The sequence below is a fragment of the Streptomyces sp. NPDC006643 genome, assembly GCF_042870175.1.
Taxonomy (GTDB): domain Bacteria; phylum Actinomycetota; class Actinomycetes; order Streptomycetales; family Streptomycetaceae; genus Streptomyces.
The window spans coordinates 82,135-101,142 of the sequence record NZ_JBIAHA010000033.1; the positions used below are offsets into that span (position 1 = coordinate 82,135).

Sequence of the window (19,008 nt, forward strand, 5' to 3'; positions counted from 1 at the left end):
ACGCGGCCAGAAAGGTGTGGCTGACCACATGCTCATATGCGGGATCAAGGCATCGCACGACGGCGGGGTCGCCGTCATCGAAGACGGCCGTCTCCTCTTCAGCTACGAGATCGAGAAGCTGAACAACGGCGAACGCTACAGCTCCCTCGGAGACCTGGAACGCGTGACCGAGATCCTCGCCGCCGAGGGTCTGTCACCCGCCGACATCGACCAGTTCGTGGTCGACGGCTGGTACACGAAGGACACCGCGGGCGAGCCCGCCGTCAAGGTGAACGCCGGCGGCCTGCCGGTCCAGTTCCGGGTCGCTCCCTATCTGGAGAGCCCCGGCGACGAGGGGCCACTGCAACGCCGTACCTTCAGCGGCCACGGTTTCGACGACTACGCCAGCTACACCCACGTCGCGAACCATCTCATCGGCACATACTGCTCAAGCCCGTTCGCCGCCAGGGGCGAGGACGCGTTCGTCGTCGTCTGGGACGGACTCATCACGCCGCGCCTCTACCAGGTGCGCGCCGCGACCCGTGAAGTGACCTTCGTCGAGGCCCTGTTGCCCGTCCTCGGTGGCAGCTTCGCGGCCTTCTGCTCGCGGTTCGAGCCGTACCTGCTCAAGACCGACGACGTCACGTCGGACGTGTACATCCGCCAGCACCTCTCCGTTGCGGGGAAGGCCATGGCGTACGCGGCCAAAGGCCGGGTCGACACCGGTGCCTTCGCCGTCTTCGACGACCTCATGGCCGAGTTCCGCGACATTCCCGTCGACAAGGTGGGCGTGCTGGGCGACAAGGTCGCGGCGAACAGGGACGAGTTGATGCCGGGGCTGTCCAACGCGGACCTCATCGCCACCTATCAGGCCTATATCGGCCACCATCTGCTGGAGCGGCTCACCACGGCGGTGCGGAGCCGCTTCCCGGACGGCGGACACAACCTGGTGCTCGGCGGCGGCTGCGCGCTCAACATCAAGTGGAACACCGCGATTCGGGCCAGCGGGGTCTTCGAGGAGGTCTTCGTCCCGCCCTTCCCCAACGACGCGGGGGCCGCGATCGGAACAGCGGCCTGCGAGATGTTCCGGCGCGGCCGGACGGCGCTGGAGTGGGACGTCTACAGCGGACCGCGGATCTCCACGGGCACCCTTCCCGACGGGTGGCGGGCGGAGCCCTGCGACGAGAGGCAGTTGGCCGCTCTCCTGCACACCGAGGGCGAACCGGTGGTCGTCCTCTCCGGCCGGGCCGAGCTGGGTCCGCGCGCCCTGGGCAACCGGAGCATCCTGGCGCCGGCGACCGACACCCGGATGAAGGACCGGCTCAACGACATGAAGAACCGGGCCCCGTACCGGCCCGTCGCGCCGATCTGTCTGGAGGACCGCGCGCCGGAGGTCTTCACCCCCGGCACGCCCGACCCCTACATGATCTTCGAACACCGTATGCGTCCCGGCTGGGCCGAACGCGTCCCGGCGGTCGTGCATCTGGACGGCACCGCTCGGCTCCAGACCATCGCGTCGACCCAGGACACCGACACCGCTCGTATCCTCGCCGCCTACGCGGAGATCAGCGGAGTGCCCGTGCTGTGCAACACGAGCGCGAATCTGGGCGGACGGGGTTTCTTCCCCGACGTCGAGTCGGCGGCCCGCTGGGGGGAGACTCGTTACATCTGGTCCGAGGGGACGCTTTACACGAACCCCCGTGTGGGGTGATGTTCCTCTCCGGACAAGTCCGCCAACTATGAGACGCGGAGATCACCGTGCGGCTCGCGCAAGTAATGGCACAGGCCTTTGAGCGCTATCAGGACCGGCCCGCCGTCGGTGAGCGCGCCAGGGAGTTCGTGCGGGACGCCCGGACCGGGCGCGTGTCGGCCCGTCTGCTGCCGCGCTACGAGATGACCACGTACGGGGAGCTGTGGGGCCGTATCCGCGCGGTGGCGAGCGAATGGCACCATCACCCGCGGCGGCCTGTCGTCGCGGGCGACCGTGTCGCGCTCCTCGGCTTCACGAGCCGGGACTACGCGACACTGGCTCTGGCGTGCGGTCATCTCGGTGTCGTCAACGTTCCGTTGCAGATCAGCGCGGCGACCGGGAATCTGGCGTCCATCACGGCGGAGACCGAGCCGGTGCTCGTCGCCGCGAGCGTCGAGCGACTGGGCACCGCGACCGAGCTGTGCCTGCGTACGCCCTCGGTCGAGCGGCTGGTCGTGTTCGACTTCTCCCCGCGCGCCGATGACCAGGTGGAGCGGTTCGCCGCCGCCCGCGACAGCCTGGCCGCGGCCGGCCGGGACGTGGAGGTCGTCGCCCTGCCGGACGTTCTCGACCGCGGCACCGGCCTGCCCGACGCGCCGCTGTACATACCCGGCGACGACGAGGACCCCCTCTCGATGCTCGTCTACACCTCGGGGAGTACGGGAACGCCGAAGGGCGCGATATACACCGAGCGGCTCGCCCGGGTGATGTGGGAGGACCGGGCGAAGCGGACCGGCTCGGACGTCGTCGCCATCAACTACATGCCGCTGAGCCACGCGGCCGGCCACTTCCTGCTGGTGAACGCGCTGGCCCGCGGCGGCTCCAGCTGTTTCACCGCCGGCAGCGACCTGTCGACGTTCTTCGAGGACCTCGCGCTCGTACGGCCCACCGAGCTGTTCCTCGTGCCCCGTGTGTGCGAGATGCTCCACCAGCTCTACCGCGGCGAGCTGGACCGGCGGACCACCGCCGGCGCCGCCCCGGAGCAGGTCGCGACGGAGGTGCTTAAGCAGCTCCGCGAGGAGGTCCTCGGCGGGCGCGTCGGCGCGGCCGGCACCGGCTCCGCGCCACTGTCCGCCGCGCTGACCGAGTTCACCGAGGCCGTCCTCGGCGTTCCCCTGCACAACGGGTACGGCTCCACGGAGGTCATGGGCATCGCCGCCGACGGCATGCTCCAGAGCCCGCCGGTGATCGACTACAAGCTCGTGGACGTGCCCGAACTCGGCTACTTCCGCACCGACGCGCCGCACCCGCGCGGCGAACTCCTGCTGAAGGCCGACGGCATCCCCGGCTACTACAAGCGGCCCGAGCTGACGGCGGAACTCTTCGACGAGGACGGCTACTACCGCACCGGTGACATCGTCGCGGAGCTGGGTCCGCGCCGTATCGCCGTGGTGGACCGGCGCAAGAGCGTCCTGAAGCTGTCCCAGGGCGAGTTCGTGTCGATCGCCCGGCTGGAATCGGTGTTCGCCGCCTGCCCGTTGGTACGGCAGATCTTCCTCTACGGCAACAGCGAGCGCTCCTATCTGCTCGCTGTCGTCGTGCCCACCCCGGACGCCCTGCGGCGGTACGGGGACGACCGGGTACGTCTCGAACAACTGCTGAGCGAATCGCTCCGGCGCATCGCCAAGGACACCGGGCTGGGCTCGTACGAGATCCCCCGGGGTCTGCTCGTTGAGACCGAGCCGTTCAGCCAGGCGGGCGGCCTGCTGTCGGACCAGGGAAAGCTGTTGTGGCCCCAGCTCGTGGAGCGTTACGGCGAGCGGCTGGAGCGTCTGTACGCCGAGATATCGGCCCACGAGACCCAGGAGTTGCTCGACCTGCGCCGCACGGGTGGCGACCGGCCGGTGCTGGAGACCGTCCAACTGGCCGCGCGGGCACTGCTGGTGGGCTCCACGGCGGAGGTGAGCCCCACCGCGCACTTCCGGGACCTCGGCGGCGACTCGCTGTCCGCGGTGTCACTGTCGAACCTGCTGTATGACACCTTCGGTGTCCGGGTGCCGGTCGATGTCGTCATCAGCCCCGCGCACGACCTGCGGCGACTGGCCGCGTACGTCGAGTCCAAGCGCACGGCCACCACGACGCGACCCACCTTCGCGTCGGTGCACGGCGAGGACCCCACCGAGACACACGCCAAGGACCTCGTCCTGGGCCGGTTCATCGACGCGGCGACCCTCGACGGCGCCCGCCACCTCCCGCGCCCCGCCGGGGAGCCCCGTCATGTTCTGCTGACCGGTGCGAGCGGATACCTGGGGCGCTTCCTGACCCTTGAGTGGCTTCGCCGGCTGGCCCCGGCCGACGGCAGGCTGACAGTCGTGGTCCGCGGCGAGGACCCGGACGCCGCCCGACGGCGACTGGCCGACGCCTTCGGCGACGACGACCCCGAACTGACCCGCACCTACCAGGAGTTGGCGGCAGGACGCCTGGAAGTACTGGCGGGAGACATCGCCGAGCCGAGGCTGGGCCTGGACGAGGCGACCTGGGAACGGCTGGCCGGTGAGGTGGACCTGATCGTCCACGCGGGCGCCCTGGTGAACCATGTGCTGCCCTACCGCCATCTGTTCGACGCCAACGTCCTCGGGACCGCGGAGCTGATCCGGCTGTCCCTGACCGGACGGCTCAAGCCGTTCACGTACATCTCCAGCGTGGCCGTGTCCAGGTCCCGGAGCGGACAGCCGCTCGACGAGGACACCGACGTGCGCGCCGCGCTGCCGGTCCAGCCCGTCGACGACGGGTACGCCGGCGGGTACACGACGAGCAAGTGGGCGGGGGAGGTGCTGCTGCGGGAGGCGCACGACCTGTGCGGTCTGCCGGTGACGGTGTTCCGCTCCAACATGATCCTCGCGCACAGCCGGTACAGCGGGCAGCTGAACGTCCACGACATGTTCAGCCGACTGCTGTTCAGTCTCCTCGCGACGGGCGTGGCCCCGGACTCCTTCTACCGGACCGGCAGCGGCGAGGGGCCGCGGGCCCATTACGACGGCCTGCCCGTCGACTTCACCACGGCATCGGTCGTCACGCTGGGAGGGAGCGCCTCCGGGTACCGGACCTTCAACCTGGTGAACCCGCACGACGACGGCATCTCACTCGACACGTTCGTGGAGTGGCTCATCGAGGACGGCCACGGGATCGAGCGGATCGCGGGCTACGGCGACTGGCTCGTCCGCGTCGAAGCCGCCCTGCGCGGCCTGCCCGAGGCGCAGCGCCAGTACTCCGTCCTTCCCCTGCTGCGAGGCCTCCGGGAGCCGGGAGAGGCGGTGCCCGGTTCGGACGTACCGTCGGCCCGCTTCCGCGCGGCCGTCCAGGAGGCCGGCATCGGACCGGACCGGGATGTGCCGCACCTCTCCCCGGCCCTCATCCGTAAATACGTGACCGACCTGCGGCGCCTGATGACCGACTGACCCCGAGCCCGGCGCGCCGGGCTCAGGCGTGGAAGCCGTTGCAGACGATCGTGCTGAACTTCGTGGGTCCTCCCTTGACGTGGTAGAGCACCACGGTCCAGTCGCCCGGGTCCTCGTTCACCGGGATGGCGTCGACGGTTCCTTCCTCGAAGTGGGCCCGGAAGTCGTCGGGATACTGGAGCTTGACGGTCCCTCCCGAGGACCACCGGGAGTAGAGGTCGACGGGCTTGCTGGTGAAGCCGATGCCCTTGCTCTGCTCCTTGAGGGGGCGCCCGGTGGCGCGGTCGGTCTCGTGCGGAGGGCGAATCCCGACGGAGATGTAGTACGGCGCGGGACGCTTTCCGCTCCCGGCGTCCTGGGGACGGACGGACACCGAGGCGGTGCCCGAACCGGTGGTGTGCGAGACGGAGGACCGGAGGCCCGACGGCGGCGAGTCGCCGCCGATGCCGGCCAGGTCGTCGCAGTCGCCGATGCCCTGGCCGGCCTGTTCCGGATCCTCCGACAGGGTCCAACGGTCCTGGGACTCACGGTTGTTGAGAATGTGGTCCGGTGGGCCGTCGGGCTGATCGTCCTCGGCGGCCGGACGGTCCGTGCCGGTGCCCGAGGTCGCCTCCGAGGTGGTCTCGTCGGTGGGCGCGGCGTCGGCGCCTCCCTTGTCGTCGTCGGCCCGTTCGACGAGCTGCCAGAGCGTCAGTGAGACGACGAGAGCCATCGCGCCTGCCACGAGCTTGCCCTTGCGCCGTCCGCGCGGGCCGGCGGGCGACGGCCGGCGCTCCGGATCCGGCTCCGGCACGGCGTACGAGGTGGTCCCGGGGTCTCCCCAGCGCCAGGGCTCGGCGGGCCGCGCGGCGCTCACCGCGTCCGGCTCGTCCTCGCCCGCCGCCCCGGAGGACGCCGGAGCGTCCTTCGCGTATCCGGGGACGGCTTCGGTGTCGCGGGCCACCGACCGGTAGTGCGCGTCCGAGGTCAGCGCCGAGTCCACCGCGCATCCGGCGATCACCGCGCCCAACTCGGGCCGTTCCCCCGGGTCCTTGGCGACACAACGCCGGATCAGCGCGGCCAGGTCGTCCCGTACGCCCGTCAGGTCGATGTCCTCGTGCACGGTCCGGAAGCTCACCGCCGAGGCGTCCCCGTCGCCGTACGGGGGCCGTCCCGTCGCCGTGTACGCGATCGTCGCTCCCAGGGCGAAGATGTCCGCCGCGGGGCTGACCTCGTTACGGAGGAGCACCTCGGGGGCGGCGTAGCCGGGTGTGCCGGGCGCCGTTCCGATCTGGGTGAGGGCCGTCCAGTCCAGCCCTCGCGCGATGCCGAAGTCGATCAGCTGCGGTCCCTGCGGCGCGAGGATGACGTTCTGCGGCTTCAGATCCCGGTGCGTGACCCCGTGCCGGTGGACCGTCTCCAGGCCTTCGGCGAGCGCGGCGAACAGCCGCAGCGCGCTCTCGGCCGGGAACGGGCCGCTCGCGCGTACGGCCTCGCGCAGTGTGGGTCCCGGCACGTACTCGGTGGCCAGCCAGTAGGGGGACGCGTCGAGCGACGCCTCGATCAACTGGGCGGTGTAGGGGCTGCGTACGGTCTCCATCGTCGCGGCTTCCCGCCGGAACCTGGCCATCGACTCCGGATGGTCGCTGATCTCGTCCCGGATCACCTTCACGGCCACCAGCCGGCCGCCGGGGGAGCGGCCGAGGAACACCTGTCCCATGCCGCCGGCGCCGAGCCGGGCGAGAATCTGCCATACGCCTATTCGCGCGGGGTCCTGGGGTCGCAGCTCATCCACCCGGAGGACTTTGCCACAGCCGGGCATCCGGCGGGGCGCGAGGGACGCACCGGGGTTGGGCGGACATCGACACGGCGGCCGGCGCAGCCGCACCCGCGGCCGTCCCCGTGGCGGCTCCCGATCGCGTCGCGGAGCCAACTCCTGCCCTCCGCTTGCGAGTTCGGTTTCCAGCCGCCCGCGCTGGTCGTGGCCGGAGGCGGTTGGGCCCGGAAAGCTCCCACTTTGCGAAAGTGATCAATCGATTCCGGACAGTAGGCGGGATCTGGGTCCCGGCCGTCTCGGTGATCCTCCCCGCCGAGTGGCGGCGGACCCCCTTCGGCGGCGTGGGGCGGCGGGCCGGAAGGTGGCTGTGGCCTCGGCGTTCATGTGGTTGGGCTCGATTAAACGTACGGCCCGGTGAATTATCCGAGACGCGCCTGCACCGTTCCGCTTTTTAGTTCAGAACTCAAAAACTTCGCTTTGCTAGAAGGGCTGAATTTCTCACTGAGGCTGGCCGGATTCGGGTCCCTATATGATTGTGACGCACACCACATTATCGATCGATCGAATGTGTCTCAAGTGGGGCATCGGGGACAGTGATTGGGCGGAATGAATCATTCAGCTGGCTAGATTTCGATGCCCTCGCATTGCCTCGCTATTACCCCTACTTGACCGTCATCTGTCGATTTTCATAGCCTCCGGGTCGTGCTCCTGCCGCTTACCGCGGTGCGTCAGTTCCTTCAAACCAAATTTGATGGGGGATCGTATGTACGACGTCATCGTTGTGGGTGGACGCTGCGCCGGGTCGCCGGTTGCGATGCTGCTGGCGAAGGAGGGGCACCGGGTTCTCGTGGTCGACCGCGCCTCGTTCCCCAGCGACGCGGTGTCCACCCACTACATCCACCAGGCGGGACTGCTGCGGCTCCAGGAGTGGGGTCTGCTCGACGAGATCATCGGGGCCAAGACCCCGGCGCTGCGTCACATGAACTACTCCTACCGGGGCATAGAACTCAACGGGTTCGCCGACCCGGTGGACGGCGTCGACGCCGTCTACTGCCCCCGCCGCACCGTGCTGGACGAGATCCTCGTCAACGCCGCCCGCCGCGCCGGCGCCGAGGTGATCGAAGGGTTCACCGTCTCCGACCTCGTCTTCACCGACGGCCGCGTGACGGGCATCCGGGGCCGCGAAGGGGACGGGCCGGAGCGGGAGTTCCGCGCCACCGTCGTCATCGGCGCCGACGGCTTCCACTCCACCGTCGCCAAGAAGGTCGGCGCGGAGCTGTACAACGTGCGCCCCGCGGCCGGTTTCATCTACTACTCGTACTACACCGGTCTCGACTGGGGCCTGCACCACAAGACCGGCTTCAACGAGAAGTGGTTCGGCACCTGGCCGACGAACGACGACGTGAGCATGCTCGCCGTCATCTGCACCAAGCGCCACCTCAAGGAGTTCCGCCAGGACGTCGAGACCAACTTCCAGGCCGTGTTCGACGACGTCGCGCCGGAGATGGGCGTGCAACTGCGCGAGCAGGGCAGGCGTGAGGAGCCCTTCAAGCCCATGCGCTACCCGGACAACTACTACCGCCGCGCCCACGGCCCCGGTTGGGCCCTGGTCGGCGACGCCGGGTATCACAAGGACCCGTACACCGGATGGGGCATCACCGACGCCTTCACGCACGGTGAACTCCTCGCCGAGCGCATCCACCAGGGCCTGGCCGGCGAGCGGCCGATGGAAGAGGCGCTGGCCGAGTACAACAAGGTGCGCGACGAGGAGAGCGCGGGCGTCTACGACTTCACGACGACCCTCGGCGAACTCACCGAACTCCCGCCGTTCTTCGAGGCGACGATGTCCGCGATGAGCGCGACCCAGGAGTGGACCGACAAGATGCTCGGCCTGATCGGCGGAGTCGTCCCGGACTACGAGGTCTACGCGCCGGACGCCCTTGAGCGTCTCTACGACGCCGCGGGCACGCCCGAGGAGAAGCGGATCTACGACCCGGCCGGATGACGGCCGGCGGTCCGCCGCACCCGGCGCGGGAATCCGCGGCGCGTATGCCGACGGCCCGCCCGGGGCCGCCCGTCGTACGCCACACCCGCCTCACCAGGGGCACATCGAGCCACGCGCCGTAATCCGAGCGTGTCGTCGTCACCGGCTCCCGCGCACATCTCCCACCGAGAGACGTGCGCGGGCCGGTGGATCCCCGACCCTTCGACCCTTCGCCTTAGACCGTCGGCGACCTTAGCTACGCGCGTCGCCCGGCCCAAGTCCGGTGGCACTTCCCCGTAGTCGTTCGGCACGCAGCCCCACCATCGCCGGGGTCCGGCGCGGCCTTCCCGCGTACCGGCCCCCACGGTGTTCCCGCACCGCATCCCATGCGCTTGACCCTCTGAGGGAGACCAGCAGATGACGCGCGCGTCCAGCATGTTCGATCTCATCAGTGACCAGGGCGAGGACAGGCCGTACTTCGAGACGGGCGGTATCGGCAGGTCACACGGCTTCTACACCGGCGAGGAGCAGTACCGCCGGGAGATGTCCCGAATCTACGGCCGACGCTGGCTCCCGGTGGACCATGTGTCCCGGCTGAAGGACAAGGGCGCCTATACCACCCTGAACATCGGCACCGGATCCGTACTGATCATCCACGGGGACGACGGGATCCAGGCGTACCACAACTACTGCCGGCACCGGGGCTACAAGCTCGTGGAGGAGGCCACCGGCAAGCGGCAGAGCCTCGTCTGCCTCTACCACTGCTGGGTGTACGACAAGAACGGCAAGCTCAAGAGCCTCAACGGGACCTACTTCGACAACTTCTTCGAGAAGGAGAAGAACGGTCTGCTGCCGGTACGGACCGAGATCCGGTTCGGTGTCGTCTTCATCGCCCTGTCCGACGACGCCCCCGATCTCGACGCCTCACTCGGCGAGTTCGGCGAGTTCGCGCGCGTCTACGAACTGGCCGACCTGGAGTGCGCCGAGGCGAAGGACTACCCGGTCGCCTCGAACTGGAAGCTCGTCGCGCACAACGTCAACGAGAGCCTGCACTTCCCGACGGCCCACAAGGACCTGCACCGCATCACCGACTTCGACGACGCCGGCACCTACGACCTCAAGGGCGACATCGTCGGGGCGTGGCAGGGAATCCGGAACGCCTACAACTCCGTCTCCATGACGGGACGCAGCGGCCGGACGCCGATGGAGCTGGTCCCCGAGGCGGACCGGCAGAAGATCAACTGGATCACGATCCTGCCCAATCTGCTGTTCGGGTTCACGGCCGACTACGTGATGATGCAGTGGGTCTGGCCCGAGAGTCCCGGCACCTGTTTCGTCCGGCACTTCTGGCTCTTCCACCCCTCCGAGACCGCCAAGAGCGACTTCTCCCACGAAGCGGTGTTCGCGCTGTGGGACAAGGCGAACTACGAGGACTGGGAGATGTGCGAGCGGACGCACCGCGGCCTGTCGAACCCGCTCTGGACGCCCGGTCAGCTCTCGCTCGACGAGGAGGTCGTCTCGCAGATCGACGCCTGGGTCGCCGCCGAGACGGCCGAGACGGCCGAGCCGGCGGACGTCGAGGGCTCCGGCATCCCCGCGAGCACCGCCGCCGCCACGACCGGTGCGAACGGCGCGAGCGGCGCGAACGGCGCGAGCGGCGCGAATGGCGCGAACGGCGCGACCCGTGCGAACGGCGTGCACAGCGCCGCCGTCTCCGAGTCAGGAAAGGCCGCGGAGTGAGCATGCCGACGAACTGCTTCATCATCGGCGGCACCCGGGTCCTCACCCAGTGCGCCGCACAACTCCTCGACGCGGGCGTACGGATCGAGGGAGTCTTCAGCGACGACCCCGCCGTCACGGCCTGGGCGGAAACGAACGCCGTCCCCGTGCTCGACCCGCGCGGCGATCTCACGGCCACGCTCTCGGCCCAGCCGTTCGACTACCTGTTCAGCATGGTCAACTTCCGGATCCTGCCCGCCGAGATCCTCGACCTGCCGACAACGGCCGCCATCAACTTCCACGACGGGCCGCTGCCCCGCTACTCCGGCAGCCACGTGCCCGCCTGGGCGCTGTACGAAGGCGCCCGCCGGCACGCCGCGACCTGGCACCGGATGACGGAGGCCGTTGACGCCGGCGGTGTACTGCTGGAGCGCTGGTTCCCGATACGGGACCACTCCACCGCCCTGTCGCTGACGTACGAGACGGCCGAGGTGGGCATCGACCTCTTCGCCGATCTCGTACCGCACGTGGTGGCGCGCACCCTGCCCGAGCCGGTCGACACGAGCGACCGCGAGCGACGGTTCTACCGCCGGTCCGCCCGGATGGCCTCCGGCGGTGTCATCCACGCCGGCACCTCCGCCGGCGAGGCCGTCCGCCTCTCCAAGGCCCTGGACTACGGCTCCTTCCCGAACCCGCTCGGGGTGCCGACCCTCGTCACCGAGCGGGGCGCGGTCTTCACCCGGCAGGTCAGACTCATCCCCCGCGAGGACCCCCGCACCGAGACCACGGTGCTGTCGGTGACCACGTCGGCCATCACCCTGTCCGCCCCGGACGCCGACCTCGTACTGAGCGACTGCACCGCCGTCGACGGGAGCGCGCTGAGCGGCCAGGCCGCCGCGCAGCGGCTCGGCATCGCCGCGGGCTCGCCGCTGCCGGCCGTCTCGGCCCGGCGGCTGGCGGACATCGCCGCCGCCCAGAAGCCGCTCCGGGCACATGAACCCTGGTGGCGCGCACGGCTGGAGTCGCTGCGCCCCGCCCCGCTCACCGTCGACGACTTCTCCGCCGCCGGGGCCCACTACGGCCGCTACGAACTGGCCTTCACCCCCCGCTCGCGGGAGGACGCCGTCGCGGTCGTCCGCGCCTTCCTCGCGGTGGTGGCCGAGCGCACCGGCGAGCAGACCTTCGACTTCGCCTGGTCACCGGCCGCCGCGCGGGTCCTCGCGGAGCAGACCCACGGCATCGCCGCCGCGCGGTTCCCCGTACGGTTCGACGGCGACAACTCCCGGTCCCTGGGGGACAAGCTGGCGGAGGCGACCGCCCACGAGGGCTACGCCGCCGACCTCGAACTCCGGCTCGGTCTGGCCGGTCGCCCGCTCGGCTCCGACGAGCCGAGCTTCACCCGTGTGATGGTCCTGGACCGGGTCGCGGGGGAGGAGGCGTCCGCCGAACCGCACACCGAGATCGCGCTGCTGTGCCTGGAGGACGGTCCGCCCACCGTCTTCGTACGCGAGACGGCGATGGGGGAGGACGAGGCGCTGGACTTCACCGAGCGGGTCGAGGACCTGGTCCTGACGGCCCTGCTCCACGGCGAGGAGCCCCGGCCCGTTGCCGATTCACAGGCCGTTGCCGCCGATCCGCGGCCCGTCGCCGACTCGGGGGCCGAGACAGAGGTCGAGATCCACGCCCCGGAGCCGATCGCGGCGCAGCCAACGGGGGCCGGGGCCGGCACCGTACTGGACCTGTTCGCGGCCACGGTGGCCGACCGGCCGAGTGCCACCGCCGTCCGCAGCGGCACCCGCACCCTGGACTACGCCGGCCTGGACGCCTGGGCCGACGCCGTCGCCGCCGACCTGCACGACCAGGGCATCGAGTCCGGTTCGGTCGTCGGCGTACTGATGGAGCGGGACCTCCCGCTGCTCCCGGCCATGCTCGGAATCCTGCGGTCCGGAGCCGCCTTCCTGCCCCTGGACCCTGGCTACCCCGTGGAGCGGCTGCGGCGGTACGTGGAGGTCTCGGGCTGCGACCTGATCCTCACCGACAGCCGTACGCACGACCTCGGCATGTCGCTCGGTGACGCGCGTAGCGTGCCCGCGTCCAACGGCTCGGCGCAGGCGGTACCGCCCCAGGTCACCCCCTCCGACCTGGCGTATCTCCTCTTCACCAGCGGATCGACCGGTGATCCGAAGGGCGTGGAGGTCGAGCACGGGGCGCTGGCCAACTTCCTCGCCGGGATCGGGGACCGCCTCGGCGTCTCGCCCGACGACACCCTGCTCGCGCACACCACCGTGGCCTTCGACATCTCCCTGCTGGAGCTGTTCCTCGGGCTGACGGCCGGCGCGACGGTCGTCCTGGCGTCCCGTGAGACCGCGGGCGATCCGACCCGACTCGCCGAACTCACCGGCGATGTGACGGTGGCTCAGGCGACACCGAGTCTGTGGCGCCTGCTGCTGGGCACCGGCTGGACTCCGCACCCGGAGCTGACCGTGCTCTCCGGCGGCGAGGCCCTGCCGCCGGCCACGGCGGAGCGTCTGCACGAACCGGCCCGTGCCCTGTGGAACCTGTACGGCCCGACCGAGGCGACGATCTGGGCCTCGGCCCACGAGGTCACCTCGGTGGGCTCCTTCCTGCCGCTGGGCGAACCCCTGCCGAACATGGAACTCCACGTCCTGGACGGCGAGTTGGAGCCGTGCGAGGCCGGAGCCACCGGTGCGCTGTACCTCTCCGGCGCCGGACTCGCGCGCGGCTACGCCGGCCGGCCGGATCTGACGGACGAGGTCTTCGTCGTCCATCCGGTGACCGGTGTGCGTCTCTACCGGACCGGTGACGAGGTACGGCTGCACGCGGACGGCTCGATCGAGTGGCTCGGGCGCGCCGACGCGCAGGTGAAGGTGCGCGGCAACCGCATCGAACCCGCCGAGATCGAGCGGGTACTGGAGAGATTCGACGGCGTCACCGCCGCCGTGGTCGTCGCGGCCCGGTTCGAGGGACGCGGCGAACCGAGGCTCACCGCCTATCTGGTGGGCGACGGTACGCCGGCCAAGTCCCGGCTCGACGCGTTCGTCGGCGACGCCCTGCCCCGGTACATGGTGCCCGACGCCTATGTCGCCCTCGACGCACTGCCGTTGACCGACAACGGCAAGGTCGCGCGCGCCAAGCTGCCGCTGCCGACGCGGGACAACGTCATCCGCTCGTCCTCGGCGCCCGCCGGGACGCCCGAGCGGTCCGGGGCGCTCGCGGCGTCGGCGGCGAGCATGACGCCGGAGGCGCTTGCCGAGTCGATCGCGGCGGTGTTCGCGGCCACGCTGGACCACCCCGGCTTCGACGTCGACGCCAACTTCTTCGACCTGGGCGGCGATTCGGCCAACGTCACGTTCGCGGCCGTACAACTCGGCCGTGAACTGGGCGCGACCGTCACCCCTCCGTCGATCTTCGCCACCGGCACGCCGGTGAAGCTGGCCCGGCTGCTGGGCGCGGAGGGCGTCGTACGGCTGCTCGAACCGGAGACCGAGGAAGCCGTCACCGTAAGCGAGTCGGCCGGTCCCGAGCCCGTGGCGACCGCCGACGTCCCCGTACCGACACCCGCCCAGGCCGCCCCCGTAACGGCCCCCGCCCCCGCCGAGACCGCCCCCGTCGCGACGGTCGCGACCGTCGCGACCGTCGCGACCGTCGCCGAGGCCGCGCCCGCCGTGCCCGCCGCGCCCGTTCGGCCGGCCGACGACGGCGCCCTCGCCGTCATCGGCATGGCGTGCAGATTCCCCGGCGCCACCACACCGGACGAGTTCTGGCAGAACCTGGTCGGCGGGGTGTCCAGCGTCCGGCCCGCCCCGGACGGCAGACGCGGCTGGGCCCACCTGTGGTCCGACGCGGACGCAGGCGAGGCACCCATGGCCTGGGTGGACGGAGTCGAGTACTTCGACGCCGCCCGCTTCGGACTGACCGACCGCGAGGCACGCCGCATGGACCCCCTCCAGCGGACCCTGCTCAGCGTCACGGCCGAGGCCCTGGAGAGCTGCGGCCACGACCACACGTCGCTCGGCACCGCCACCGGTGTTTTCGTGGGCGCCATCGCGAGCGACTTCCCCGAGATCGTGGCGGGAAGCGTCGGATACCACGACCCGCACGTGGCGACCGGCACGGCCGCCTCCATGATCGCCAACCGGCTGTCGCACGTCTTCGACTGGTCGGGGCCGAGCCTCACCGTCGACACGGCCTGCTCGTCCTCCCTCGTCGCCCTGCACGAAGCGGCCATGCATCTGCGGGCGGGCGACGTCGACGCGGCCGTGGTCGGCGCCGCGAACCTGGTCCTCACACCGACCAAGTCACGCTCCTTCGCCCGTAACGGAATGCTGTCCCCGCAAGGCATGTGCCGCACCTTCGACGACGCCGCCGACGGCTATGTACGGGGTGAGGGCACCGGCGCCGTCATCCTCAAACGGCTCGCCGACGCCGAACGCGACGGCGACCCCGTGCTCGCCGTGATCCGGGGCACCGCCGTCAACCACACCGGGGGCAGCGCCGGTTTCCTCACCGCACCCAGCCGACCGGCCCAGGAAGCGGTACTGCGCAAAGCGCTGGCCCGCTCCGGGCACACAGCTGCCGACATCGGCTACATCGAGGCCCACGGCACCGGAACCCAGCTGGGCGACCTCATCGAACTCGAAGCCCTCCAGGCGGTCCTGGGCGAACCGGCCGGCCGGCAGCCGGTCGCGGTCGGCTCGGTGAAGACCAACATCGGCCATCTGGAGCCCGCCGCGGGCATCGCCGGACTGATCAAGACGATCCTGGCGCTCCAGGCCGGCCACATCCCGCCGTCCTTGAACTTCCGCACCCCCAACACCTCCTTCGACTTCGACAACTCGCCCCTGTTCGTGGCCGACCGGCCCCGGCCGTGGGGCGACGGCCCGCGCGTCGCGGGCATCAGCAGCTTCGGCTTCGGCGGCGCGAACGCGCACGCGGTGGTCGAGGCGGGACCCGTCGGCGCACCGGACGGAACGGAGCCCGGTCCACGGCTGCTGGTCCTCTCCGCCGGATCGGACGACGCGCTGCGCACCCTGGCGCACCGACTCGTGCTGATGCTGCGCTCCGCGTACTGCCCTTCCCTGGACGACCTGAGCGAGGCGAGCCGGCGACGGCCCGCCGCCGCGCACCGGCTGGCCTGTGTGGCGGACAGCGTCGAGCAACTGGAGGACAAACTGCGGCTGTTCCTGGCCGGGGTCGCGGACATCCGCTCCCTCCACGTGGGGGTGGTGACCGGGACCGTCGCCACGGAGCCGGCCGGTCCCGGAGCGAGCCGGGAGTCCCTCGCCGAGGCCGCCCGCGCGTTCGCCGCCGGCGCGACCCTGCCCGCCGGGCGGCGGCGCCGGGCGGGTGTACGGTTCCCGACCGCGCCGCACGAGGAGAAGTACCTGTGGCTGGAGCCCGCCGAGCGGCCGGACACGGCCGTACATGACGGTGCGTCAGCTCGTACGGAGAGCACGAAGAACACCTGGACGGAGCACCCGGACGCCGCCGAACACCTGGTGCTCGGCAGGCCCACGCTGCCCGGCGCCGGGTATCCCGGCAAGGTGGCCGAGCTGACCGGCCGGGAGCGGTTCGGTCTGCGGGACCTCACCTTCCGGGCGGCCGTCGAGGCGCCCACGACCCTCACGGCCGAACAAGACAACACCACTGTCGCCTTCCGCGACGGCGCCGGCGCCCTCGTCTGCACCGCGGAGCTGACCGCTCCCGAGCCGGCCACACTCGCCCCCGCGGACTCGACGGACGGCTTCACCACCGTCGCCCTCGACGCGATGTACGACGCCTTCGAACGCGCCGGACTCAGCTACGGCTCAGGCTTCCGGACCGTGTCCGAGCTGTCCGTGGCGCCCGGCCGGGCGACGGGTGTGCTGCGCGGCGAAGCGCCGCCCGCCGGCGCGGTGGACGCCCGGCTGCTCGACGGCGCCTTCCAGATCGCGCTCGCCGCGTGCGGCGCACAGGGGCTGTATGTGCCCTTCACCGTGGAGCGGCTCACCGTCCTCGGCCGGCTCCCCGCCACCGCCCGGGTGTACGCCCGGCGGGACCGGGACACCGGGCCGGACTCCGGTCTGCTGACGGCGAGTCTGGTGGTCCTGGACGGCGACGATGCCGTACTGGAAGCCCGCGGGATCACCTGGAAGCGGCTCTCCCAGGCGCCGCCCTCCGAGGTCGCGGGAGGCGACACCGGGAAGGGGCACCGCGCCACGCCGTCCTCGTCGCGGACCCCGGCACCCCCACGGGTGCCGACACCGGCGCCCCCCGTCTCCAACGGAGCCCGTCCCGGGCCTGCCGCCGGCCGCGCGTCGGGCGGGGATCTCGACGCGGCCGTCGCCGAATGGGTGGCGGGCGCGCTGGAGTTGGACGTCGACGAGCTGGAGACGGACCGGCCGCTCCAGGAGCAGGGGCTCGATTCGATGCTCGCCGTCTCGCTGGCCCAGGACATCCGGGCCAAGCTGGACGTGGACATACCGGTGACGCTGGTCCTGGAGGTCGGCACGGTCGACCGCCTGGCCGCCGAACTGAGGGACGAGTACGGGGCCACGGCCCCGGCCGCCGACGCACCGCCGCCCGCAGCCGTAACAGCCGCAGCCGTAACGGCCGCCGACGCACCGCCCGCCGTCGCACCGCCCGTAGCGGAACCGCTCGCCGTGGCGCCACCGGCCGTATCCGAGGCGCGGCCCGAGCCGGTACCGGTATCGGCACCAGCACCGGCCCAGGTGCGGACGGTCGAGCCGTCCGACCCCCCGGGGCGCGGTGACGCGGACCTGCACGACATCGCCATCATCGGCTTCGACGGGGTGTTCCCGAACGCGGCGAACACCGACGAGCTGTGGCGCGTACTGCTGGAGGGCGTGGACTGCCTCAGCGAGGTGCCCGCCTCCCGCTGGGACATCGACTCGTACTACGGCACCGAAGGCAAGCCCGGCACCGTCTACCTCAGACGGGCCGGCTTCGTCGAAGGGCTGACCGACTTCGACGCCGGGTTCTTCCGGCTCTCGCCCGCCGAGGCGGAGTGGATCGACCCCCAGCAGCGCCATCTCGTCCAGTCCGCCTGGCGGGCCATGGAGGACGCCGGTCTGGCCGGCGACACCCAGCGGTCCACCGGTGTGTTCGTGGGCGCCAGCTACCAGCACTACCGCGACATGGTCGTCGGAGATGTCGTACAGACCGCGGCGGGCCTGGGCAACCACAACGCGATCCTGGCCAACCGCGTGAGTTACTTCCTGGATCTGCACGGTCCGAGCATGACGATCGACACGCTGTGTTCGTCGTCGCTGGTGGCGTTGCACACGGCGGTGCGGAGCATCCGTGACGGCGAGTGCGAGCAGGCCGTCGTCGCCGGTGTGCATCTGGCGATGTCACCGCAGTACTTTCAACTGGGCGCGCGGCTGCGGTCGTTCTCTCCCTCCAACGCCCTGCGGCCGTTCGACTCCGGTGCGGACGGGTTCGTGCCGGGGGAGGGTGTGGTGACGGTGGTGGTGAAGCCGCTGCGTGCCGCGCTGCGTGACGGTGACCGGATCCGGGGTGTGATCCGGGGAAGCGCGGTCAACCACGGTGGCCGTACGAGTGGGCTGACGGTGCCGAGCAGCGCCGCGCAACAGGAGGTCGTGCTCTCCGCGTTGGGGGATGCGGGGGTGTCGGTGGAGTCGATCGGGTTGGTGGAGGCTCATGGGACGGGGACGAGTCTGGGTGATCCGATCGAGGTGGAGGGTCTGACGCGTGCCTGGCGTGGGGTGACGGACAGGTCGCAGTTCTGTGCGATCGGTTCGCTGAAGGGGAATGTGGGTCATCTGGAGCCGGCGGCGGGGTTGGCCGGGTTGGTGAAGGTGTTGTTGGCGATGGAGCATGAGGTGGTTCCGCCGTCGTTGCACGTGGTGCGGCCGAATGATCACATCCGGTTCGAGGAGACACCGTTCTATCTCGCTGACCGCGCGGTGGAGTGGCGTCGGAACGGGTCGCCGAGGCGGGCCGCGGTGAGCGCGTTCGGCATGGGTGGCGTGAACGCCCATGTGATCGTGGAAGAGCCGCCGGTGGCGGAAGTGCGTGAGGCACCGGCGCAGGACTCGTATGTGGTGCGGGTCAGTGCCGCCGACGAGACGGCGCTCCGCACACTCGCCGACGCCTATGCCGAGACTCTGATCGACACGTCGGAGGAGGATCTCGGGGACTTCGTGTTCACGGCCAACACCGGCCGCGCCGGCCATCGTTACGGCGTCGCCGTCCAGGGCGCCGACACCCGCGAACTCGCCGCCGGACTCAAGGAAGTGGTGACCGGTCGCGGCGCCCTGTCCCGTAAGGGCGGCAAGGCACAGCCCACCGCTTTCATGTTTACGGGGCAGGGTTCGCAGTATGTGGGTATGGGGCGTGGGTTGTATGGGGTGGAGCCGGTGTTTCGGGCGGCGTTGGA

Annotated in this window: 6 protein-coding genes; 5 read left to right on the forward strand and 1 reads right to left on the reverse strand. The window is 70.7% G+C overall.

The genetic code is table 11. From position 1 onward, the window contains the following. Positions 1-28: 28 nt before the first annotated feature. Together ACFYNU_RS34620 and car are read left to right on the forward strand one after the other, a co-directional pair. Complete coding sequence (locus ACFYNU_RS34620; protein ID WP_356596241.1) at positions 29-1,690, forward strand: carbamoyltransferase N-terminal domain-containing protein; 1,662 nt, start codon at positions 29-31, stop codon at positions 1,688-1,690. Positions 1,691-1,737: 47 nt separating this feature from the next. Beyond that, positions 1,738-5,127, forward strand: coding sequence for a carboxylic acid reductase (car, locus tag ACFYNU_RS34625; RefSeq protein ID WP_356596243.1), 3,390 nt, complete (start codon positions 1,738-1,740; stop codon positions 5,125-5,127). 22 nt (positions 5,128-5,149) lie between these two features. Here car and ACFYNU_RS34630 read toward each other — a convergent pair whose 3' ends face one another. Further along, positions 5,150-6,901, reverse strand: a complete 1,752-nt coding sequence (locus ACFYNU_RS34630) for a serine/threonine-protein kinase (protein WP_356596245.1) — start codon at positions 6,899-6,901, stop codon at positions 5,150-5,152. A gap of 745 nt (positions 6,902-7,646) precedes the next feature. On the opposite strand from ACFYNU_RS34630, the gene ACFYNU_RS34635 reads away from it, so the two are divergent. The 3 genes from ACFYNU_RS34635 to ACFYNU_RS34645 all read left to right on the forward strand — a co-directional run. Then, positions 7,647-8,888 (forward strand): NAD(P)/FAD-dependent oxidoreductase, encoded by a 1,242-nt coding sequence (locus ACFYNU_RS34635; protein WP_356596247.1) that lies wholly within the window; start codon positions 7,647-7,649, stop codon positions 8,886-8,888. 396 nt (positions 8,889-9,284) lie between these two features. Beyond that, entirely contained in the window at positions 9,285-10,607 is a 1,323-nt protein-coding gene (locus ACFYNU_RS34640) for an aromatic ring-hydroxylating dioxygenase subunit alpha (RefSeq protein ID WP_356596249.1), read from the forward strand. Positions 10,608-10,609: 2 nt separating this feature from the next. Next, on the forward strand, positions 10,610-19,008 hold an 8,399-nt coding region (locus ACFYNU_RS34645), incomplete at its 3' end, for an amino acid adenylation domain-containing protein (protein ID WP_388768367.1).

Coding starts and splice junctions, on each gene's coding strand:
- ACFYNU_RS34640 (WP_356596249.1), top strand. CDS start 9,285: ATGACGCGCGCGTCCAGCATGTTCGATCTCATCAGTGACCAGGGCGAG.
- ACFYNU_RS34635 (WP_356596247.1), top strand. CDS start 7,647: ATGTACGACGTCATCGTTGTGGGTGGACGCTGCGCCGGGTCGCCGGTT.
- ACFYNU_RS34620 (WP_356596241.1), top strand. CDS start 29: ATGCTCATATGCGGGATCAAGGCATCGCACGACGGCGGGGTCGCCGTC.